Annotated in this window: 20 protein-coding genes; 18 read left to right on the top strand and 2 right to left on the bottom strand. The window is 48.4% G+C overall.

The genetic code is table 11. The annotated features are described in order from the left end of the window. The first annotated feature begins 42 nt into the window (after positions 1 to 42). From V5J77_RS14155 to V5J77_RS14120, 8 genes are all read left to right on the top strand, one after another. A complete protein-coding gene (locus V5J77_RS14155) occupies positions 43 to 1,599 on the top strand; it encodes an ABC-F family ATP-binding cassette domain-containing protein (RefSeq protein ID WP_338551487.1) in 1,557 nt (518 codons plus the stop codon). 144 nt (positions 1,600 to 1,743) lie between these two features. Next, positions 1,744 to 2,442, top strand: coding sequence for a response regulator transcription factor (locus V5J77_RS14150; RefSeq protein ID WP_338551486.1), 699 nt, complete (start codon positions 1,744 to 1,746; stop codon positions 2,440 to 2,442). Beyond that, a complete protein-coding gene (locus tag V5J77_RS14145) occupies positions 2,439 to 3,794 on the top strand; it encodes a HAMP domain-containing histidine kinase (RefSeq protein WP_338551485.1) in 1,356 nt (451 codons plus the stop codon). The genes V5J77_RS14150 and V5J77_RS14145 overlap by 4 nt, the downstream gene beginning before the upstream one ends. Positions 3,795 to 3,811: 17 nt before the next feature. Beyond that, entirely contained in the window at positions 3,812 to 4,672 is an 861-nt protein-coding gene (locus tag V5J77_RS14140; RefSeq protein ID WP_338551484.1) for a carbon-nitrogen hydrolase family protein, read from the top strand. Between the two features lie 27 nt (positions 4,673 to 4,699). After that, positions 4,700 to 5,371 carry a GNAT family N-acetyltransferase gene (locus V5J77_RS14135; protein ID WP_338556791.1) on the top strand — a complete coding sequence of 224 codons (672 nt, stop codon included), beginning with the start codon at positions 4,700 to 4,702 and terminating at the stop codon, positions 5,369 to 5,371. 35 nt (positions 5,372 to 5,406) lie between these two features. Continuing rightward, positions 5,407 to 6,081, top strand: coding sequence for a GNAT family N-acetyltransferase (locus tag V5J77_RS14130; RefSeq protein ID WP_338551483.1), 675 nt, complete (start codon positions 5,407 to 5,409; stop codon positions 6,079 to 6,081). Next, positions 6,078 to 6,878, top strand: coding sequence for an MBL fold metallo-hydrolase (locus V5J77_RS14125; RefSeq protein ID WP_338556789.1), 801 nt, complete (start codon positions 6,078 to 6,080; stop codon positions 6,876 to 6,878). The genes V5J77_RS14130 and V5J77_RS14125 overlap by 4 nt, the downstream gene beginning before the upstream one ends. 545 nt (positions 6,879 to 7,423) lie before the next feature. Continuing rightward, the gene (locus V5J77_RS14120) at positions 7,424 to 9,385 is read left to right on the top strand and encodes a DNA mismatch repair protein MutS (RefSeq protein WP_338551482.1); all 1,962 of its coding nucleotides are present in this window, start codon (positions 7,424 to 7,426) and stop codon (positions 9,383 to 9,385) included. A gap of 26 nt (positions 9,386 to 9,411) precedes the next feature. Here the strand turns inward: V5J77_RS14120 and V5J77_RS14115 are convergent, their stop codons facing one another. Then, positions 9,412 to 10,050, bottom strand: coding sequence for a thiamine diphosphokinase (locus V5J77_RS14115; protein ID WP_338551481.1), 639 nt, complete (start codon positions 10,048 to 10,050; stop codon positions 9,412 to 9,414). Between the two features lie 279 nt (positions 10,051 to 10,329). Here V5J77_RS14115 and V5J77_RS14110 point away from each other — a divergent pair, with 279 nt between their 5' ends. Further along, positions 10,330 to 11,007 (top strand): trimeric intracellular cation channel family protein, encoded by a 678-nt coding sequence (locus V5J77_RS14110; protein ID WP_338551480.1) that lies wholly within the window; start codon positions 10,330 to 10,332, stop codon positions 11,005 to 11,007. A gap of 51 nt (positions 11,008 to 11,058) precedes the next feature. Beyond that, a complete protein-coding gene (locus tag V5J77_RS14105) occupies positions 11,059 to 11,475 on the top strand; it encodes a low molecular weight protein-tyrosine-phosphatase (RefSeq protein WP_338556787.1) in 417 nt (138 codons plus the stop codon). A 96-nt stretch (positions 11,476 to 11,571) separates the two neighbouring features. Here the strand turns inward: V5J77_RS14105 and V5J77_RS14100 are convergent, their stop codons facing one another. Beyond that, positions 11,572 to 12,312, bottom strand: a complete 741-nt coding sequence (locus V5J77_RS14100; RefSeq protein ID WP_338556785.1) for an alpha/beta hydrolase-fold protein — start codon at positions 12,310 to 12,312, stop codon at positions 11,572 to 11,574. Positions 12,313 to 12,622: 310 nt separating this feature from the next. Between V5J77_RS14100 and pdhA the strand changes: the two genes are divergently transcribed. The 8 genes from pdhA to V5J77_RS14060 all read left to right on the top strand — a co-directional run bounded on the left by pdhA (position 12,623) and on the right by V5J77_RS14060 (position 21,327). Next, the gene (gene pdhA, locus V5J77_RS14095; protein WP_046232583.1) at positions 12,623 to 13,702 is read left to right on the top strand and encodes a pyruvate dehydrogenase (acetyl-transferring) E1 component subunit alpha; all 1,080 of its coding nucleotides are present in this window, start codon (positions 12,623 to 12,625) and stop codon (positions 13,700 to 13,702) included. A 30-nt stretch (positions 13,703 to 13,732) separates the two neighbouring features. Continuing rightward, positions 13,733 to 14,710: an alpha-ketoacid dehydrogenase subunit beta gene (locus tag V5J77_RS14090; RefSeq protein WP_046232584.1), complete on the top strand. Its 978-nt coding sequence runs from the start codon at positions 13,733 to 13,735 to the stop codon at positions 14,708 to 14,710. Between the two features lie 15 nt (positions 14,711 to 14,725). Then, on the top strand, positions 14,726 to 16,048 hold the full coding sequence (locus V5J77_RS14085) for a dihydrolipoamide acetyltransferase family protein (RefSeq protein ID WP_338551479.1): 1,323 nt from the start codon (positions 14,726 to 14,728) through the stop codon (positions 16,046 to 16,048). A gap of 3 nt (positions 16,049 to 16,051) precedes the next feature. After that, a complete protein-coding gene (gene lpdA / locus V5J77_RS14080; protein WP_338551478.1) occupies positions 16,052 to 17,467 on the top strand; it encodes a dihydrolipoyl dehydrogenase in 1,416 nt (471 codons plus the stop codon). Positions 17,468 to 17,685: 218 nt separating this feature from the next. Beyond that, a complete protein-coding gene (locus tag V5J77_RS14075; protein ID WP_338551477.1) occupies positions 17,686 to 18,651 on the top strand; it encodes a thymidylate synthase in 966 nt (321 codons plus the stop codon). Between the two features lie 13 nt (positions 18,652 to 18,664). After that, positions 18,665 to 19,159: a dihydrofolate reductase gene (locus V5J77_RS14070; RefSeq protein WP_338551476.1), complete on the top strand. Its 495-nt coding sequence runs from the start codon at positions 18,665 to 18,667 to the stop codon at positions 19,157 to 19,159. Between the two features lie 275 nt (positions 19,160 to 19,434). Continuing rightward, positions 19,435 to 20,922, top strand: coding sequence for a glutamate synthase subunit beta (locus V5J77_RS14065; protein ID WP_338551475.1), 1,488 nt, complete (start codon positions 19,435 to 19,437; stop codon positions 20,920 to 20,922). A gap of 84 nt (positions 20,923 to 21,006) precedes the next feature. After that, entirely contained in the window at positions 21,007 to 21,327 is a 321-nt protein-coding gene (locus V5J77_RS14060) for a hypothetical protein (RefSeq protein ID WP_338551474.1), read from the top strand. The last annotated feature ends 17 nt before the right edge of the window (positions 21,328 to 21,344 follow it).

Genomic DNA, 21,344 nt, shown 5'->3' with positions numbered 1-21,344 from the left:
ATACGATGCCATAAACAAGTGCATGAATGGAGCTAAGAAGAAATGAGTTTATTAACAGTAGAGCAATTATCCCATACGTTTGGCGACCGCGTTTTGTTCAAAAACGTATCGTTCCGCCTGTTGGCTGGCGAGCATGTTGGTCTTGTAGGCGCCAATGGAACGGGAAAATCGACAATGATGAACATTTTGACCGGAAAGCTGCTTAAGGATGAGGGCAAAGTAGAATGGACACCACGCGTCCGCTACGGCTATCTAGATCAGCATACAAAACTAACGCCGGGCAAGTCGATTCGGGATGTGCTGAAGGATGCATTTGCACCAATGCTGCTGCTTGAGCAGGAATTGAATGATATTGCGTTGCAAATGGGCGATGCTGATCCAGATACACTTGAGCAGCTGCTGGAACGGATGGGTGAAATTCAGGAAGAGCTGGAAATGGGCGACTTCTATTTAATCGATGTCAAGGTTGATGAGATGGCCAATGGTCTAGGGCTGAATGCGATTGGGCTTGAACGCGACGTAACGGCGCTCAGCGGCGGACAACGGACGAAGGTTTTGCTAGCCAAGCTGCTTCTTGAGAAGCCGACGGTCTTATTGCTCGATGAGCCTACGAACTATTTGGATGAAGAGCATATTAATTGGCTCACGAGCTATTTGAAGTCGTACCCTTATGCGTTTGTTCTGATTTCCCATGATACGGGCTTTATGAATCAAGTGGTTGATATTATTTACCATCTGGAGTTTTCCAAGCTGACCCGTTATTCCGCCAACTATGAGAAGTTCCTTGAGATGGCAGATATGAACAAAGCCCAGCATATTGACGCTTATGAGAAGCAGAAGGAGTATATCAAGAAGCAGGAAGACTTTATTTCGCGCAATAAAGCGCGTGCTTCGACCTCTGGAAGGGCCAAGAGCCGTGAGAAGCAGCTTGACCGGATTGATCGCATCGACAAGCCGGAGGAGGCAGCTAAGCCGACCTTTGGTTTTAGAGAGGCCCGTACGAGCGGCAAAACGGTATTCGAGGCGGAAGGGCTGTCTATTGGCTATAATAAACCGCTGCTGCCTAAGATGAACATGCTGATCGAGCGTGGTGACAAAATTGCAATCGTAGGCTGTAACGGTGTCGGCAAATCAACGCTGCTTAAAACGATTCTCGGCGTCGTTCCAGCGCTTGACGGTAAAGTTTATCGCGGCGATTATTTGCACCCGGCTTATTTCGAGCAGGAAGCAAAGGCGCCAACGATGACGCCGCTGGATGATGTATGGAATGAATTTTCGCATATGACGCAAAGTGAAGTTCGTGGAGCACTTGCCCGTTGCGGCTTGAAAAATGAGCATATTACGCGGGCGCTCAACCAATTGAGCGGCGGTGAGCAGGCGAAGGTGCGTCTTTGCAAGCTGATGCTGCGCGAAAGTAACTGGATTTTGTTCGATGAGCCGACGAACCATTTGGATGTCATTGCAAAAGCTGAGTTAAAGCGCGCGCTTAGCGTTTTCAAAGGCACCGTCGTTCTCGTGTCCCACGAGCCTGATTTTTATGAGGATTGGGTTACGAAAACTTGGGATGTCGAAAGCTGGTCCCTGCAAGCCCAAAATTAAACGGGTAACGCTTTAGGAAAATGAGCAAGCCGGACTGCAAGCGGCAGTAGTCCGGCTTGCTTGCATTTGAATCGAAGATTCCTTTATGATTAGTACAAAACGTGTCCACGCAGGATTATTTGCTAAGGTAGGTGAACGCTTAAGATGAAAGAACGTGTCCTGGTAGTAGAAGATGAAGCAGGCATCTCCCGCATTTTACAGCTTGAGCTTGAGCATGAAGGTTATACAGTAGGCACGGCTTTGGACGGACGGACAGGCTATGAAATGGCATCGTCAGGGGAGTGGGAGCTTGTGCTGCTGGATGTCATGCTCCCGGAGCTTAATGGTATTGAAGTTCTGCGCCGTCTGCGACAGGCGGGCAACACGGTTCCCGTTATTTTGCTTACAGCGAGAGATACGGTTCCCGATAAAGTTAGCGGCTTTGAGCATGGAGCTAACGATTATATTACGAAGCCGTTTGCCATGGAGGAGCTCCTGGCGCGCGTTCGCAATATTTTACGCATATTCCAGCAAAACCCCCGTGAATCCGAAGGCTCGGATATGATTAAGGTAGGCGATTTGACGATTGAACTGCGTACGCGCAAAGTTTTCCGAAAAGATATTATTATCGAGCTGACGCCGCGAGAATTTGAATTGCTCGTTTATTTGGTTGAAAACAAAAATGAAGAGAAATCCCGTGAAGATATCCTCTCTGAAGTGTGGGGATATGATTTTATCGGCGAGACGAATCTGGTCGATGTATACATCCGTTACTTGCGGCAAAAGCTGGATAAAGGCTATCGTCACAAGCTCATTCATACGGTTCGGGGTGTTGGTTATATGGTCAAGGAGCCTGACGCATGACGCTGCGTAAACGATTTACGCTTTTCACGATATTCTGGCTCATCTTTATTTTGATTTTGTTTAATATTTTCGTTTATTTTTATGTCATAAAAATTACGACAGAAAGCGAAGAGCGCGTCATCGCGAACAAAGTCAATCTCATGCTGGAAAATCCGCAAATCCAAAGCGGCAAAGGGCTAAACAATTCGGATTTGCTAAGTGAATATTATAATGTGAATGAAATGATTCGTATTGTGCAGCCAGATAGCAAGGTCGTCAATATTACAGGCTCGGATCCTGTGCTGCTGGGTCTTCCAGCAGCTTTTGAAAATCAACATGACACGGGGATGATTTCAAAGGGCGGCGAGCGTATTTTGTATACGCGCGTTCCGCTGTATGATGGGACCGAAATCGTCGGAATGCTGGAAATTAACAGAGTTCTCAACGAGCTTGATAATTATTTGCAGATTTTAGTGGCTGCTCTCACGGTAACGAGTGCAGGGGCAATTTTGTTTGCCATATTCGGTACGTATTGGTTTACGTCCAGATTGACAGCACCAATCCAGCAAATGGTCACGACGATGCGGGAAATTGACCGCAGCGGGAAGCTTCGGGTTATTGAGACGACGAGTCACGAGGAATCAGCGGAGCTGCAGCAGTTGATTAGAGCCTTCAATCAAATGATTGAGCGGCTGGATCGTACGTTTGAGAAGCAGAAGCAGTTTGTGGCGGACGCATCGCATGAGCTTAAGACGCCGCTAACGGTCATTTCCAGCTATGCCAATATGCTCAAGCGCTGGGGACGCGACGATGCCGCAGTGCGGGATGAAGCGATTGAAGCGATTGACCGGGAAGCGAAACGGATGCAAAACTTGACTAAATCAATGTTAACGCTTGCCGAAGCCGAGCAAGAGGATTGGCTGAAGCAGGAGCAGTTCGATGTCGTTCAGGCTATTGACGAGCTGGCAGGCATGCTGCAAACAACGTTTCACCGTACGATTCGGATTAAAACAAGCTCGAAAATCATCAGAATGTATGGCGATAAAGAAAAAATTAAACAACTGTTCGTCATTTTACTCGACAATGCCATAAAGTATAGTAAGGATTCGATTGATGTTTCGGTGAGCCAAGTGAAAACAATCGTCAAGATTGAAGTCAAGGATAGAGGCGTAGGCATTCCAGAGAGTGATCTGCCGCATTTGTTTGAACGTTTTTATCGGGTCGACGGTGCTAGAAGCCGTGCGACTGGCGGTGCGGGGCTTGGTCTTTCCATTGCCAAGCGAATAGTTGATTTGCATGATGGCAAGGTAGATGTATTCAGTCAGCAGGATATTGGTACGACGATTACACTTCAATTTAAACAACGAAAGTAACGGTAGGAGGGTCGGTTTTGAAATATAGAGTAGCGGCCGTTCAATACAAATTGGCCGACATCAGCTCCTTTGAGCAATTTGCTGAGCAGGTCGCGCATTATGTGCGCAATGCCTCGGAATACGGCACACAGTTTCTTTTATTTCCTGAGTTTTTTACAACGCAGCTGCTGTCCATCAGTGACAGCAGCGGCAAGCCATTATCATTTGACAAACTCCCGAGTTTTACAGCCGCCTATGAAGAACTGTTCGCCAAGCTCGCGGCGGAATACAATATGCACATTGTGGCAGGAACCCATGTTGTAGAAGTGGAAGGCGGCAAGCTTCGCAATGTTGCACATCTGTTCCATCCGGATGGAAAGATCGACCGTCAGTCGAAAATCCACCTAACCCCAACGGAAGTGAGCGATTGGGCGATGTCACCAGGCGAAGGTCTGGAAGTGTTCCAAACGCCGTATGGCACAATTGCCATGCTGACCTGTTATGATATTGAATTTCCAGAAATCGTCCGTATGGCGAGAGCAAAAGGGGCAGATGTCATTTTCTGCCCATCCTGCACAGATGATCGTCACGGCTTTTATCGCGTTCGTTATAGCGCTCATGCACGCACGATAGAAAATCAGGTTTATGTAGTGACGACAGGGACAGTGGGCTCGCTGCGAAAGGTCGATTTTATGCGGGCCAACTTTGGGCAAGCGGCGATTTTGTCGCCCAATGATATCCCCTTTCCGCCGGGCGGCATTTTGGCAGAAGGAATTATTAATGACGACATGCTCGTTGTAGCTGATCTTGATTTGAAGCTGCTTGAAGATGTTCGCAGCGCAGGCTCCGTTACAACGTGGCGGGACCGTCGCACTGATCTTTATACCGATTGGTATTAAAGCTTCCCCTGGCAGAAGGGATGTGGCATTATTCGTAAACAATTATATGTATATCATGAAGGCGCTCCGGTAGAGGCTGTCATTCGGCGCTACTCCGAGCAGGACTTTGCAGCGCTTATTGACGTGCAGCGCGAAAGCTTCCCGCCACCATTTCCTTCGGATTTATGGTGGAGCAAGGAGCAGCTTACCGAGCATGTTTCCCGTTTTCCCGAAGGGGCGCTATGTGCTGAAATAGGCGGCAGACTTATCGGCTCGATGACAGGCCTTATTGTTAACATGGATCATTATGGACATTCACACAGCTGGGAAGCGATCACGGATAATGGTTTTATTCGCAATCATGACAGCAGCGGCGACACGCTTTATGTTGTAGATATTTGTGTAATTCCAGAGTATCGAAAGTCAGGCATTGGAAAATGGCTGATGCAGACGATGTATGAGACCGTCGTACATTTACAGCTCAAAAGGCTGCTTGGCGGAGGGCGTATGCCCGGCTACCATCGTTATGCAGACGAAATAACACCGGAAAATTACGTTAGTGGGGTCGTTGCTGGAGCATACAGCGACCCTGTTCTGTCTTTTCTGCTGCGCTGCGGCCGTACTCCTACAGAGGTGGCGGCTAATTATTTGGAAGATGAGCAGTCTTGCGGCTATGCGGCTTTGATGGAATGGCGTAATCCATTTCTTGCTGCTAATTAAATCGAGTGCCTGTACATAATGAGAGGGGATATTTTATGCTGTATCATCGTATTACTTCGATTGACGACCCTTATTTTGCGGAGCTGCATAAGCTGCTTCAAACGATTTTTCCGCCAGAAGAGGTACTGGCTTATGAGCTGTGGAGAGAGCCGCTCGAGGATGCGGGTATCCATGTTTATGTTGCGGTAGAAGACGGCAAAGTAGTAGGCTCCACGGAATATCGTTATTACCCTGAGCTGCGCGTTGCGATGACCGACTTCACCATTATTGGACAAGCGGGCAAGGGCATCGGGCGCTTCCTGCTGCGTGCCAGGGAAAAGGATTTGGCGCGTCTGGCTAAGCAATCCGGCACAGAATCAATCGGCATGTTTGCGGAAATTTATAACCCATATGAAAAGGAAGAGCAGCATGCATTTGGTGGTGTAACGCCAATGAATCCATTTGTGCGCCGCGAAGTATTGTCGCATATCGGATATAACCGATTGGATTTCCCGTATGTACATCCGTCTTGGGATCATGAGGGTCAGGCTGTAACGGGACTTCAGCTCAGCTTCCTGCCTGCTGATGAGAATTTGGCATTTTTGCCGGCTTTACTCATCGTGACTTTTCTTGAAGGCTACTATGAGGCGCTGCCTAATAAACCTCAAGCTTGGCTCGATATGATTAATCAGCTGCGACAGCAGGAGCAGGTCGCACTGCTGCCGCTATAATGCGTATTACATTTCGCGGGACAGGCGATTCCATGGGTGTTCCGCGTGTTTATTGCAGCTGCGCGGTATGTGAAGAAGCGAGAAGCACAGGCATTAATCGCCGCTTGCGTTCTCTTGTGCAGCTTGATGAATTAGGAGCGTCACCAGCAGGTGTAGCTGATGAAACGGTATGGATTGACTGCGGCCCTGATTGGGGAAGGCAAATGGAGGCGGCAGGCCTGCGTTTCGTCAGACGGATATTAATTACGCATGCCCATTTTGACCATATCGGCGGACTAGTGGAATGGGCTGACGCTTGCCGCTGGCTGAACGTGAAGGGCGAGGCTTTTGCAGCTGCTGAGGTAATTAGCGATATTAACGCTCGTTTTCCGTGGCTGCAGCGGCAAATTGATTTTCATGCGATAGACGGCGGGGCTATGCGGATTGGCAGCTGGGATCTAACAAGCTGGCGCATAAATCACGGCAAAAATGGCTATGCCTATGCTTTTCGCTTTGATCATGCTCTCGAAAAACGTTCATGGGCTTATTGCTCTGACGCCATTGGGCTGACTGATGAACAGCAGCAGCCGCTTCACGGTCTTGATCTGCTGGTGCTCGGCACTAGCTTTTATAAAGAGCCGTTTGCCTATGAAACCCGTTCTGTTTATGATGTAACGGAAGCGCTGGAGCTGATTCAGCTTTGGCGGCCGAAGCATACGATTTTTACGCATATGTCTCACGACATTGATTTAAATATCGAATATGGACTTCCGGCTGATGTACAGTTTGCAAGGACGGCTCTGGAAGCGAAGGTATAGCAAGCTACAGCTGGGCCCGAAGGAGCATGAGCATAAGGATGCTGGCGGAAGCCAAAAGGGTTGACAACAGGCTTGTACTTGAAGTAGATTGTAATTATATTTTGTTGGCTGGATGGTTCGGGAAGGGGTTTATTTTATGTTGACAGGTGTTCTTAACTCATAAATTGGATAGATCAGAACGCGTTGAAGGCGAATAGGAGCTTGCTGGCTGCTTTGTGCAGTTATGGCAGGTTTTTATGAGCATATCTTCATAGGCGGTCTGATACCAAGAGTTAAGAACATGTGGACTCCGCCTGAATGCTATTCGGCAGCGGCCTGACCACCGTGCTCTTGCAGCACGGTTTTTTTGCGTTATTTCCTAATCCTGCCCGTTTATAGAGGGCGGTTGCGTTAGGTTGAATAACGTTTGGCCAGGTATAGCAGCCGTTTAAAACAGGAATGGAACGCTCATGCGTTCTGTTCCTGTTTTTTTTGTAAATAGCCATCTATATCTGCACGCCAGCAAAATAGAAATTACATCCAATTACAATGAGGAGCGATTGAAAATGATGCATGAAGCTACGCTAAAGCGTTTGGAATATGACAAATTGAAGGAACAATTAATCGACTACACGGTTTCTCCGGCGGGGCGATTACTGGCGGAACGCCATATGCCCAGCATCGAAATCAGGCAAATTCAAGCATGGCTGTCGGAGACAGAGGAAGCCTCCGCATTGCTTGCCTCGGGGGCAAGTGTTCCTTTATCCGCGATGGAGGGAATTGATCCTTTTCTAGCGCTGCTGGGCAAAGGACGAATTTATGTCGAGCAGGAGCTGGAGCAATTGCAGACATGGCTTGCATCTGTTATGCAAATGAGAAGATATATGGCCAGTAAGCGGGCGATTGCACCAATCATTGCTAGCTATGCAGATTCCATGCATGATTGCCCGGAGCTGCGGGAGGAGCTGAGCCGCTGTATTCGCTATGGAAGCCTCACCGATCAGGCAAGCGCTGCGCTTGCAGAAATTCGCAGGCATCGTTATTCAGTTGAGGATAAAATCAGTCGTAAAATGGAAGCGGCGCTTTCCAAATACAAATCAGCCTTACAGGAGTCGATAATCAGTAAACGAAGCGGCAGGCTTGTTATCGCTGTGAAGCGCGAGCTGCGCAAGCAGGTGCCGGGCACGGTGTGGGATGAATCGGCTAGCGGGCAAACCTTATTCGTAGAACCGCTTGATGTTGCCGATTTACAAGCAGAGCTTCGGCAATGGGAGGCGGAGGAGGAGCGCGAGCGCACTGTTATTTTATCAGGCTTATCCGATTTGGCAGATGCGCATGAAGCTGAGCTTAGGCTCAATTTAGAGGCGATGGCCACCTTCGATTTCATTATGGCGCGCGGCAAGCTTTCACGTTCCTACGCTGGTCAATCTTTTCAATTAGCAGATGAACCTCTTATCGTATTATCGCAAGCCCGTCACCCGCTGCTTGGCCAGTCGGCGGTTCCGCTTGATGTAGAGCTTGGCCTGAATTGGAGCCAGCTCATTATTACAGGACCCAATACGGGAGGGAAAACAGCAACGCTGAAAACAATCGGCCTGCTCGCGCTGCTCGCTCAGTCAGGGCTGCTGGTTCCCGCAGGGGAGGGAAGCCGCTTAGGCATTTTTCGCACGATTATTGCTGATTTAGGTGACGGTCAAAGCTTGGAGCAATCGCTAAGCACCTTCTCCTCGCATATTCGTGTATTAGGCGAAATGCTGGAGTCAGCCGGACCGCGCTCCTTGCTGCTGCTTGATGAACTGGCAGCAGGCACAGATCCAGGCGAAGGCATAGCACTATCAATAGCCGTGCTTGAGGAGTTGCACAATCGAAGAGCTTTGACGGCGGCAACGACCCATTTTAATGAGATTAAGCAATATGCTTCTCGCACGAAGGGCTGTATGAATGCACGAATGGCTTTTGATCCGAAAACCTTGCTTCCGTTATATCAATTGATCATTGGGGAGGCTGGGGAAAGCCAAGCTTTCGCAATTGCCCGTCGATATGGGTTGCCAGATCGTGTAATGCAGCGGGCCGAGCAGCTTGCAGCTAATCGTCAGCAGAACGTAACACTAGGCCAAGATGAACGAAGCACAGCTGTTAAAGCAGAGCAAATCGAGGCTCGAACCGAAGCTCAAGCCAAGGGTCAAGTGAAAAATAACAGCAAAAAAGAAGAGGAAGCAGGCAAAACCGCTTTGCCGCTCTTACAAGTGGGCGACGCGGTATGGATTTATCCGCTGAAGCGACTGGGTGTCGTTTTTCGTCCGGCAGACGCTCGGGGAGAGGTCATTGTTCAGGTGCAGGGCCGCAAGCTGGCCTTCAATCGAAAGCGGCTTAAGCTGTCCATTGGCAGGGCGGAGCTGTATCCTGGGGAAGATTATGATATGAGTATCGTCTTTGATTCCAAGGAAAACCGCAAGCTCCGCAAACAGCTCAGCCGCAAGCATGTGGAAGGGCTGGTTATCGAGATGAAGCCCGAGACTTTTGAATAATGTTTGTGCGGTCAGCTCAAAATGGCTTAATCACGGCTTTGGACAATGAGCAGCATTCCGTCATCAATGGAAATGCTTCCTTCCGTCTCCGCGAGTACATTGCTTATGCCTAGTGATTGGCCGATCTTCAAGCTGGCATTGTGCAGAGGGTATTGAAAGCCGCTCAATGTAATGCCAGAAACAGTAGAAGATAAGGGCAGCAGGGAAACATTCGAATAAAGCCCTTTCTGTATTACTCGTTTAGAGGAAGTAACAGTAATACAGTTATGTTCGTCGATAATACAGGCGGGAATGCCCCGCTGCTCGGCGAGCACAAGCAACTGTACGTTCGATAACGAATGATCAAAGCGAGTTCCTAAGGCGCCCAGTAAAATAATTTCATCTGGATTTTGCTCCAGCGCATAGCGGAAAGCCATTTCAGTATCCGTATAATCCTTATAAACTGGATCACAGGTGATGAGCTCCTTGCTGGCTGAACGTATGAGCGCCAACTGCTCGTCCGTTACGGAATCAAAATCGCCTATTGCAAGCTGCGGTGCATATCCCTGCTCCACCAAAAATAGTGCGCCGCGGTCGGCGCCAATACGAAAGGCATCCTGCTGCAAATGCGGCAGCGCAAAGTCTCCAAGCTCGCCGCCGGAGCAAATGACTATTCGTTGAGGCATATTCGCTTCCTTCTTTCTCTAACAAGTTTGTTCAATAGATAAGCAAGTATAAGTTACATCCTTAATAAGGGGCTAATATCTCACCCTCGAAACGGTAACTTTGCCGCAAAAAAACGGCGACAGCTATTTTACCTTGCTGCATGTCGCTTTTGCTAGTATATCGTTTCTTTGAGCAGAAGCACCAGTAGCAGGTATAATTTCGGCAGCGAATTGACGAAATATGTCGTTGCTTTACGAAAGCGTCGGGGCTAAAATGGGAAAGGATAGACCATTCGATAGATGACATCGGATGGGAGAACGGAAGCGGGGGCGTACACGTTGGATTTGGAGATTTTTGGCGTATTCAGCATTATCGGCACCATTGCCTTTGCCGTCAGCGGCGCGGTTGTGGCAATGGAGGAGGAATACGACATTCTTGGCGTTTTTGTGCTAGGTCTGGTCACGGCGTTTGGCGGAGGGGTCATAAGGAATTTGCTTATCGGCGTTCCGGTCACGTCGCTTTGGAGCCAGGGGAGCTTGCTGAAAATCGCGCTCATCGCAATGACGATTGCTTTTTTGCTGCCGGTTAAATGGATTTATACGTGGCGCAAAAGCGAAGCTTTTTTCGATGCGATCGGTTTATCAGCCTTTGCGATTCAGGGCGCGCTGTATGCGACGCAGATGAATCATCCCATTAGCGCCGTAATGGTAGCGGCTATGCTGACAGGTATAGGCGGCGGCATCATTCGCGATGTGCTTGCAGGGCGCAAGCCGCTTGTGCTGCGGGATGAAATTTATGCCGTTTGGGCGATGCTTGGCGGTTTGGTTATTGGCAAAGGCTGGTTTCATTCGACACTTGATTTGCTGTTCCTGTTCTTGCTCATTATTGTGTTCAGGATGCTGTCGGTGTATTACAAATGGAAGCTGCCGCGTCGCTCGCTGCGGGAGAAAATCGTTCAGGAGAAAGGAGAGGCCTAATTGAAGAAAAGAGTATTGTTTGTTTGTCTCGGCAATATTTGCCGTTCCCCGATGGCGGAAGCTGTTTTTCGCAGCAAGGTGGAGCAAGCGGGACTGACGGATCAAATAATTGTAGACTCCGCGGGTACGGGAGATTGGCATATCGGCCATCCTCCGCATGAAGGCACACGCAAGGAGCTTGATTTAAACGGGATATCCTATGCGGGTATGAAGGCGCGTCAGTTCACGCAGCAGGATGATGTGGATTTTGACTTTATCGTCTGCATGGATACGAAAAACGAACGCGATGTGCGTGATATTCTCGGCACGCGTGCGGGAAGCGCAGAGGTGCTTACCTTTATGAGTCTGCTGCCCGAGCGCGGCGTAGCGGATGTGCCGGACCCTTATTATACGGGGCAATTCGATTATGTATTTGAACTGGTGGAGGCAGGCTGCAAGCGGCTGCTAGACCATGTGAGGCTTAAGTAAACTGGCCTTAAACAACTCTACAAACAAAGCCTTGACTTCCTCCTTGGGCGGGGGAAATCAAGGCTTTGTCTTATTTCTGGAGCAAGATGGCAGCGCTTATTGACGCTCCATAAAATACATTAATGCTTCCGGCAGCTCTTTCTGCCAAAAGCCCCATTGATGTTGGCCTTCTTTTTCCGCATAATAAAAAGGGGCTTGTCTTTCTTCAAGCAGCTTTTTGGCTTCACGATTTAATTCGACAAAATTTTGTACGCCTCTATCCATAGTTTCATAAGCCGTTTCCTGCAGGCCGACAATCATGTAAAGCGCAAGCCAGGAAAGGTCATGCTGAGCAGCCATAATTTCTAGCGAGCGCTCGAAATAGGCGCCTGACAAGGAAAGCACGCGGCTAAACAGCTCCGGATAGGCTAGCGCAAGATGAAAGGAGATGGTGCCGCCAAGCGAGTCGCCGGCAAGTACGCGATGCTCGGCCTCACGACGGACCGGATATTTTGCTTCTATATAGGGAAGCAGCTCCTCGCCGAAAAAGCGGACATAAGCCTCATGACGGTCTCCGTCAGGAGCGTATTCCGCTGTGCGGAATGTTTTATTCACATCGACACCAACAATAATGAAGGGCTCCACGCCCTCATCCAAAATAATGCGGTTCGCTGTCGTCGCTATACGGCCGAAGTTGAAAAAATCTTCTCCGTCCTGGCAGTAGACGACGGGATAGCTCAGCAGCTCATTGTAGCCAGGCGGCAAATAGACGCGAAGCGAGCGCTGGCCATCTTGCAAATAGCTGCTTGCAACCGTTTCCCTCAGGACGGTGCGTTTCAAATAACGTTCATCTGTCATCATTTCTTCCTCCGTTGGTTGAATGGAATGGGAGCTTGTGGGTAAACAATAAAGAGATGCCGCAGTGTTGCGGGTTCCGCGGCTGACGAAACGGCGTACAAGCTCCACACGTTCCACATTGTATTATGCTGTTATATAGCTTTCTAACAGCTGTTACATATACAATTTCTTAACAAAAAGGGCATAGGCGTTGAAAATACCACGTGTTTTTTGCTTTTTGCTTTGACCATTTTTGTTAAACAGGTTTATAATAATTCTATAACAGAGTACTGTAATATTCAAATATTAATGATTGAGGTGAGCGTTCACAATGAGCAAAGTGCTTAGCAAACTGCCATATGAAGTTCAAACGGAGCCAGTTACACCATTGTCCGTCTTGTCGCTTGATGGTGAAGTTGTTAACCCGGATGAAATGCCGGAGCTTACGGACGACCAATTAAAAGAAATTATGTACCGTATGGTATTTACCCGCACTTGGGATGATCGTGCTGTTAACTTAGGCCGTCAAGGCCGTCTGGGCTTCTACGCTCCAGTATCCGGTCAAGAGGCTGCTATGATTGGCAGCGAATACGCTTTAAATAAAGATGACTTTATTTGTCCAGGCTACCGTGACATTCCACAGCTCGTATGGCATGGTCTTCCGCTGTACCAAGCGTTCCTGTATTCCAGAGGACATCAGCATGGCGGACAAATCCCTGAGGATGTTCACGTTCTTATGCCGCAAATTATCATTGGCGCGCAAATTTTGCACGCGACTGGTGTTGCGATGGCATTCAAGAAAAAGAATGAAAAACGCGTTGCTATTACGTACACAGGTGACGGCGGCTCCTCCGAAGGCGATTTCTACGAAGGCATGAACTTTGCAGGCGCGTTCAAGCTTCCCGTTATTTATGTTGTACAAAACAATGGTTATGCGATTACAACTCCTTATGCTAAACAAACAGCTGCACATTCCGTTGCACATAAAGCACTTGCTGCTGGTATCAAAGGTGTGCAGGTTGATGGCATGGACGTACTTGCTGTTATTAAAGCAGTTAGAGATGCTGCTGAGCGCGGCCGCAACGGCGAAGGCGCTACGCTGATTGAGCTTCTCACTTACCGTTATCGTGCGCATTCCATGGCAGATGATACGACAAAATATCGCACCAAAGACGAGGAAGCGGAATGGGCTCCTAAAGATCCACTCATTCGTTTCGGCAAATATTTGGAAAGCAAAGGTCTCTGGTCGGAAGAGGATACAGCTCGCGTGAAGGAAGAAGCGAAAGCTACTGTTAACGAGCAAATCAAGAAAGCAGAAGCTGTTGAAAAAATGACGGTTGAAGGCTTGATCGACTCGATGTTCGAAACGACGCCGCAGCACCTCGAAGAGCAAAAAGCTGATTTCCAATAATAGCCTTTAACGAAGGAGGAACTATAGATCATGGCTCAAATGAATATGAAAGAAGCGATCCGTGACGCAATGCGCGTTGAACTTAAACGGGATCCGAATGTACTATTGTTTGGCGAGGATGTTGGTAAAGTCGGCGGCGTGTTCCGTGCGACCGAAGGCCTTCAAGCTGAATTTGGCGAAGACCGCGTATTTGATACGCCGCTTGCGGAGTCCGCTATCGGCGGTTTGGCAGTGGGTATGGGTATTCAAGGCTTCCGTCCAATTGCTGAAATCCAATTCGTAGGTTTCATCTATGAAGCGATGGACCAAATGTTTATTCAAGCGGCTCGTATGCGCTACCGTTCCGGTGGACGCTACAACTCGCCAATCGTATTCCGTACGCCTTTCGGCGGCGGCGTGAAAGCAGCTGAGCTGCACACGGATTCCTTGGAAGGTCTTGCTGTACAGACTCCGGGTATCAAAGTCGTTATTCCATCCAATCCTTACGATGCAAAAGGTTTGCTTATCTCGGCTATCCGCGATAATGACCCTGTATTTTTTATGGAGCATTTGAACCTTTATCATGCTTTCCGTGCAGAAGTGCCAGAAGGCGAGTATACGGTTGAAATCGGAAAAGCCAATGTCGTTCGTGAAGGCAGCGACGTTACCATTATTGCTTACGGCTTGATGGTTCACACCGCTGTTAAAGCGGCTGACGAGCTTGAGAAACAAGGAATCAAGGCTGAGGTTATCGACCTTCGTTCCCTTGTGCCTCTCGATATCGACACCATTGTTGCTTCGATTCAAAAAACGAACCGTGCAATTGTCGTTCAAGAAGCGCAAAAAACTTCCGGCGTTGCCGCTGAAGTAATCGCTCAAATCAATGAAAAAGCAATTCTGCACTTGGAAGCTCCTGTGCTGCGGGTTGCAGGTCCGGATACCGTTTATCCGTTTGCGCAAGTTGAGGATGCATGGCTTCCAACGGTGGCCCGCATTTCTGCAGCTGTCCAAAAAGTACTGGATTTCTAAAGGAGGATACACGCGGTGGCTAAATTCGAATATCGTTTCCCTGAGCTTGGCGAAGGCTTGCACGAAGGTGAAATCATTAAAGTGCACATTAAAGCCGGCGACAAAGTAACAGATGATGACATTATTATGGAAGTACAAAACGATAAGGCAATTGTTGAAGTGCCTTGTCCGGTTAATGGTACTGTGCTTGAAGTGTTGGTTAAAGACGGCCAAGTTTGTCACGTAGGCGAATTGGTTGCTTTGATTGATGCTGAAGGTGAAGTTCCTGAGCAAGCAGCTCCTGCAGCTGAAGAGCCGAAGAAGGAAGAGGCGGCTCCTGCCCCAGCTCCAGAGGCAGCAAAAGCGGCTCCTGCTGTTGAAGCAGCTAAAGAAGCTCCTAAAGCTACAAATGCTTCTGTGCTTGCTACGCCAAGCGTTCGCAAGTTCGCTCGTGAGCAAAATGTTGATTTGACGCAAGTAAGCGGCACTGGCAAAAACGGCCGTATTACGCGTGAAGATGTTACTGGCTTTGACGGTTCTGCTCCTGCAGCGTCCGAGCAAGCGGCGGCTCCTGCTGAGCAGCAAGACAACGCAGCTGTAGCTGCAAATGGTGCTGGCGAAGCGAAAGCAGCTCCAGTTGCTGCTGGCACAGCTTACCGTCCAGAAGAGCGCTTGCCATTCAAAGGCATTCGCAAAATTATTGCAAACGCAATGTCTAAATCTGTATATACAGCTCCGCATGTAACGATCATGGATGAAGTGGACGTTACTGAGCTTGTTGCCCTTCGTGCAAAATACAAGCCTTATGCAGAGAAAAAAGGCGCTAAGCTTACTTATCTGCCATTCATCGTGAAGGCGCTCGTAGCTGCTGCTCGCGAATTCCCAATTATGAATGCGACGCTTGACGAAGCTAATCAAGAAATCGTTTTGCGCAAATATTACAACATCGGTATCGCAACAGATACAGACAACGGCTTGATCGTTCCTGTAATTGAAGATGCGGATCGCAAAAACATTTGGAAAGTGGCTGACACCATTCGTGATCTGGCTGTTCGTGGACGCGATGGCAAGCTTTCGGCTAACGAGCTGAAAGGCAGCACGATTACCATTTCCAATATCGGTTCGGCGGGCGGTATGTTCTTTACACCAGTTATCAACTTCCCTGAAGTTGCCATTCTGGGTACTGGACGTATTTCCGAAAAAGCAATCGTACGCAATGGCGAGATCGTAGCTGCTCCTGTGATGGCACTGTCACTGAGCTTCGACCACCGTCTAATCGACGGCGCAACCGCTCAAAACTTTATGAACTACATTAAGCAGCTGCTGGGCAACCCAGAACTGTTCATTATGGAGGTATAAACGATGGTTGTTGGAGATGCTTCTTTAGATATTGATACTTTAGTCATTGGTGCAGGTCCTGGTGGTTACGTAGCGGCAATCCGCGCTGCGCAATTGGGACAAAGCGTGCTTTGTGTAGATAAGGAATATGTAGGCGGCGTTTGCTTGAACGTGGGCTGTATCCCGTCCAAAGCTTTGATTTCCGCTTCCCATCAGTATGAATCCATCAGCCACGCAGACGCTTTCGGTATTACAGCTAGCGATGTGAAGGTTGACTGGAGTAAAGTACAGGAGTTCAAAAGCGGCATCGTCAAAAAATTGACTGGCGGCGTAGGCTCCTTGCTTAAAGCGAACAAAGTACAGTTTTTCAGTGGTGAAGTAATGTTCATCAATGAAAACGAAGCGCGTGTATTCAACGATCAAGAAGCTCCGCGCTACCGTTTCAAAAACTGTATTATTGCTACAGGCTCCCGTCCAATTGAGCTGAAAGCATTCCCGTATGGCAATCGTATTATCTCCTCTACAGGAGCTTTGTCGCTCCCTGAGCTGCCGAAAAGCGTTATCGTAATCGGCGGTGGCTATATCGGTATTGAGCTTGGACAAATGTTCTCGAAATTCGGCACGAAAGTAACGGTTATCGAGGGCGGAGACAGCATCCTGCCAGGCTTTGATAAAGATATGTCTTCCCTTGTCGTTAAGAAGCTTAAAGGTACGAAGGTGGATATCGTAACAGGAGCTCTTGCACAAAGTGCTGAGCAAACGGATAACGATGTAACACTGACTTACAAAGTTGGCGACAAAGAAGAAAAAGTAACGGCGGATTACTTGCTGGTTACAGTTGGCCGTCGTCCTAACACAGATGGCGATCTTGGTCTTGAGCTGGCTAACATTACAGTTGGCGAGCGCGGGCTGATTGAGGTTGACGATCAATGCCGTACTAGCAACAAAAACGTCTATGCAATTGGCGACATTATTGCGGGTCCTGCACTTGCTCACAAAGCGATGTATGAGGGACGCGTTGCGGCAGAGGCGATTTCTGGCCTGCCTAGCGTGATTGATTATAAATGTGTTCCTGCTGTCTGCTTCTCTGATCCAGAATGCGCAAGCGTTGGCTACACGGAGAAGGATGCAAAAGACAAAGGGCATAATGTTAAAGTCGGCAAATTCCCATTTGCTATCAACGGACGCGCAATGTCGCTTAATGCGGCTGAAGGCTTCGTGAAGCTCGTTGCGGATGCAGACAGCGGTCTTGTGCTCGGCGCACATATCGTTGGTATGGAAGCTTCCAATATGATTGCTGAGCTTGGTCTGGCAATTGAAATGGGTGCTACGCTTGAGGATATCGCTCTTACAATCCATGCTCATCCAACGCTGGGTGAGATCGTGCTTGACGCTGCAGAAGTAGCGCTTGGCCACCCGATCCACACGGTTCTTAAGTAAGGAATAGCTTGGTTTAATAAAATAGCAGCTGCCGTATTTGCGGCAGCTAGAGAAGAGGACCCGCGGCTGCTGAAGCCCGCGGGCCTTTTTTAATGAAAAGTTAATAATTATGTGCTTGAGTGAGAATTTATACAAAATTAGTATAGGCGACTATTTTAAATGATTGATTATAATGATATAATACAAATCTATATGTCCAAAATAGGAGTTGTAAGTGAATGAGTGTTCATACGAGTGAGAACGAATACTTGCAGCTGCTGCGCAGCGTACTGGAACGCGGCACGGTCAAAGAGGATCGGACTGGAACGGGCACCGTTTCCACGTTTGGTTACCAGATGCGCTTTGACTTAAACGAGGGCTTCCCGCTCATTACGACGAAGCGTGTGCCGTTTAAGCTGGTTGTCAGCGAGCTGCTGTGGTTTATAAAAGGCGATACCAATATTCGCTACCTGCTTCAGCACAATAATAATATATGGAATGAATGGGCGTTTAAGAAGTGGATTGAGAGCGCTGATTATACAGGGCCAGATATGACGGGCTTTGGCCTGCGCTCGCAAAATGATGAAGCCTTTAATGTGCTTTATTTGGAGCAAATGGAGCTGTTCAAGCAGCAAATTTTGCAGGATGATGCTTTCGCGGAAAAATACGGCGAGCTGGGCAATGTATATGGCAAGCAATGGCGCGACTGGAAAACCTCGCAAGGGGAGTCCATTGACCAACTGAAGGATGTTATCCAAACGATTAAGACCAATCCCGATTCCCGTAGAATGATTGTGTCCGCGTGGAACCCAGAGGACGTTCCTAGAAATATGGCTCTACCGCCTTGCCATACGATGTTTCAATTTTATGTATCAGAGGGCAAGCTTTCCTGCCAGCTGTATCAGCGCAGTGGAGATATATTTCTCGGAATTCCTTTTAATATTGCCAGCTATGCCTTGCTCACGCTGCTTATTGCTCATGAATGTGGCTTGCAGCTTGGAGAATTTGTGCACACGCTTGGTGACGCGCATATTTATTCCAATCATATGGATCAAATTAAGACGCAGCTTGCCCGTGAGCCTCGCGAGCTTCCACAAGTGCGAATTAATCCTGCAGTAACCTCTTTATTTGATGTAGAAGTAGATGATATTGTACTGGAAGACTACAAGCCACATCCTTCCATCAAAGCGCCTGTAGCCGTTTAGAAAGGATGAACAAATGATGTCGATTACATTAATAGCAGCGATGGATCGCAACAGAACGATTGGAATCGGCAATAAGCTGCCATGGCGGCTTCCAGCGGAGATGGCGCTATTCACGAAGCACACGCTTGGCAAAACCGTTGTAATGGGCCGTAAAACGTTTGAATCGTTACCTAAGCCGCTGAAGGACCGCCATAACGTCGTTTTAACAAGGCAGTCTGATTTTGCCTCAGAAGGCTGTGAGGGGGTTCATTCGATTGAGGAGGTTTTGTCGCGTTTCGGTGCGGAGGAGCTTATGGTTATAGGCGGAACGGAAATTTATACGCAGTTTTTACCGATTGCAGACAAGCTTCACCTAACAGCTGTGGATGTGGAAGTAGCGGGAGGCGACGCTTTTTTTCCTGTGTTCAATGAGGCGGACTGGGAATTGGTGGAATCCATCCCTCATCGCAAGGATGAACGCAATTTGCATGATTTTACATGGCAAACTTTTACACGTAAAAACCGTTAAACGGCTTTTTTCGCGAGGGCACAGAGGCCAAATATGACATCGGAAGCGCATTTATTTGAGTCAACTGGTAGAAACGTACGAACAATATGTTATAAAGTGCAAATGATTGTACGGATAATCCATTAACGATGGCAGGCAAGAGTGTTAGGATTTTGTAAAATGGCTCGTGAAAATTGAAAATGTTTGTTATTGAATAATTGCTGAATTCCCGATATAGTTTGTTTAGAGAAGCCTTACAGCGGTTGACGGGAATAACGGATGGAGGAAAAGCGATCATGTCTACACCTACTGGTTTTATGGAATATCAACGAGAACTCCCAGCCGATCGCGATCCGATTGAGCGGATTAAAGATTGGGAAGAATTTCATAAGCATTTGTCCGATGAACAGCTGCGTACGCAAGGCTCGCGCTGCATGGACTGTGGAACACCTTACTGCCATTCAGGAATGGAGCTAGCTGGCTCTACATCAGGTTGTCCGATTAACAACCTCATTCCAGAGTGGAACAATTTAATTTATCGCGGCTTATGGCGTGAAGCGCTGGATCGTTTGCACAAAACGAACAATTTCCCTGAATTTACAGGACGGATTTGTCCGGCTCCATGTGAAGGCTCCTGTACGGTTGGCCTGATTGGCGATGCGGTTACGATTAAGACGATTGAGCAAGCGATTATTGACCGCGGCTTTGACGAAGGTTGGGTTGTACCACAGCCTCCGAAGGTGCGTACAGGCAAACGTGTAGCAGTTGTCGGTTCGGGCCCAGCGGGTCTTGCGTGCGCAGCGCAGCTTAACAAAGCGGGACATCTTGTAACGGTGTACGAGCGTGCGGACCGCATTGGCGGACTTCTGACTTACGGTATTCCAACAGTCAAGCTTGACAAGAAGGTTGTTCAGCGTCGTGTAGACTTGATGGCGGAGGAAGGCATAAACTTCGTTGTAAACACAGAGATCGGTAAAGATGTATCGGCCGATGAGCTGCAAGGTCAGTTTGATGCAATCGTATTGTGCGGCGGCGCTACGAAAGCGCGCCCGGTAGATATTGAAGGCCATGAGCTTGAAGGCGTTCATATGGCGATGGATTATTTGAACGGTACCATTAAGAGCTACCTGGATTCCAATCTGGAGGATGGCAACTACATTTCAGCGAAGGACAAAAATGTCATTGTTATCGGCGGCGGCGATACTGGAACAGACTGCGTGGCAACCGCGCTTCGTCATGGCTGTAAATCAGTTACGCAATTCGGTACGCACGCTAAGGCTCCACTGGTACGCGATAGTGTCAGCAATCCTTGGCCGCAGTTCCCGAACGTCTATACGCTTGATTATGCACACGAAGAGGCAAAAGCGCTGTTCGGCGAAGACCCGCGTGCATTCTCCGTACTGACGAAGAAATTTGTTGGCGAGAATGGCAAGCTTACGGAGCTTCACACTGTGCAGATTGAGCGTACGGTTGATCCAGAAACAGGACGCAGAATTTATACAGAAATCGAAGGCTCCGAGCAAGTGTGGCCAGCTGATCTTGTATTGATCGCAGTCGGCTTTGAAGGTCCTGAAAATACGCTAATTGATGCTTTCGGCCTAGAGCAGGATCGTCGTACGAATGTGAAGGCGCCTTATGGCAAATATACGACGAACGCAGAGAAAATATTCGCAGCAGGCGACATGCGTCGTGGTCAAAGCCTGGTTGTATGGGCGATTAACGAAGGGCGCGAAGCGGCTCGTGAAGTGGATAAGTTCCTGATGGGATCTTCCTTGCTTCCTTAAATGAATGGTATGATAAATTGAATAGCAGCTTATGAGGAGCGCCTTCGGGCGCTTTTCTTGTCGATAGGAGGGAAATGAAGCATTATGATTAAATATGGTCTGGATACGGTGACAGAGCTGAAGTTTGAGAAAATCGTGGCGAGCATGGAGCGGCGCAATGACCAATGGGTGGATATTGAGCTAATGTTTGAGCTTTCGGAGAACACCCCTGCGCCTGACGACCTCATTGACTTCAGTGGACTTGTCATATGTACGCCGGATGGCAGTATTGCTCAAATGGTGCCGCAAGACGAGGATTGCGACTGTGAATATCAATTTACTGCATCTGAGAAGGAGCAAATTACAGCCTTTATTTTGCAGGAGCAAAATCAGCTGAGAATTAGACAGCTCCCCTCCCCAATATAAGGAAAGTTGTGGTAAAA

It is taken from the genome of Paenibacillus sp. KS-LC4, assembly GCF_036894955.1.
Lineage (GTDB): Bacteria > Bacillota > Bacilli > Paenibacillales > Paenibacillaceae > Pristimantibacillus.
This window is presented reverse-complemented; position numbering and strand designations above follow the sequence as displayed.

What these genes read in the sequence shown, in the direction of transcription:
- V5J77_RS14155 (WP_338551487.1), top strand. Translation starts at nt 43, where the DNA reads ATGAGTTTATTAACAGTAGAGCAATTATCCCATACGTTTGGCGACCGC.
- V5J77_RS14150 (WP_338551486.1), top strand. Translation starts at nt 1,744, where the DNA reads ATGAAAGAACGTGTCCTGGTAGTAGAAGATGAAGCAGGCATCTCCCGC.
- V5J77_RS14145 (WP_338551485.1), top strand. Translation starts at nt 2,439, where the DNA reads ATGACGCTGCGTAAACGATTTACGCTTTTCACGATATTCTGGCTCATC.
- V5J77_RS14130 (WP_338551483.1), top strand. Translation starts at nt 5,407, where the DNA reads ATGCTGTATCATCGTATTACTTCGATTGACGACCCTTATTTTGCGGAG.
- V5J77_RS14120 (WP_338551482.1), top strand. Translation starts at nt 7,424, where the DNA reads ATGATGCATGAAGCTACGCTAAAGCGTTTGGAATATGACAAATTGAAG.
- V5J77_RS14115 (WP_338551481.1), bottom strand. Translation starts at nt 10,050, where the DNA reads ATGCCTCAACGAATAGTCATTTGCTCCGGCGGCGAGCTTGGAGACTTT.
- V5J77_RS14110 (WP_338551480.1), top strand. Translation starts at nt 10,330, where the DNA reads ATGACATCGGATGGGAGAACGGAAGCGGGGGCGTACACGTTGGATTTG.
- V5J77_RS14105 (WP_338556787.1), top strand. Translation starts at nt 11,059, where the DNA reads ATGGCGGAAGCTGTTTTTCGCAGCAAGGTGGAGCAAGCGGGACTGACG.
- V5J77_RS14100 (WP_338556785.1), bottom strand. Translation starts at nt 12,312, where the DNA reads ATGACAGATGAACGTTATTTGAAACGCACCGTCCTGAGGGAAACGGTT.
- pdhA (WP_046232583.1), top strand. Translation starts at nt 12,623, where the DNA reads ATGAGCAAAGTGCTTAGCAAACTGCCATATGAAGTTCAAACGGAGCCA.
- V5J77_RS14090 (WP_046232584.1), top strand. Translation starts at nt 13,733, where the DNA reads ATGGCTCAAATGAATATGAAAGAAGCGATCCGTGACGCAATGCGCGTT.
- lpdA (WP_338551478.1), top strand. Translation starts at nt 16,052, where the DNA reads ATGGTTGTTGGAGATGCTTCTTTAGATATTGATACTTTAGTCATTGGT.
- V5J77_RS14075 (WP_338551477.1), top strand. Translation starts at nt 17,686, where the DNA reads ATGAGTGTTCATACGAGTGAGAACGAATACTTGCAGCTGCTGCGCAGC.
- V5J77_RS14070 (WP_338551476.1), top strand. Translation starts at nt 18,665, where the DNA reads ATGATGTCGATTACATTAATAGCAGCGATGGATCGCAACAGAACGATT.
- V5J77_RS14065 (WP_338551475.1), top strand. Translation starts at nt 19,435, where the DNA reads ATGTCTACACCTACTGGTTTTATGGAATATCAACGAGAACTCCCAGCC.
- V5J77_RS14060 (WP_338551474.1), top strand. Translation starts at nt 21,007, where the DNA reads ATGATTAAATATGGTCTGGATACGGTGACAGAGCTGAAGTTTGAGAAA.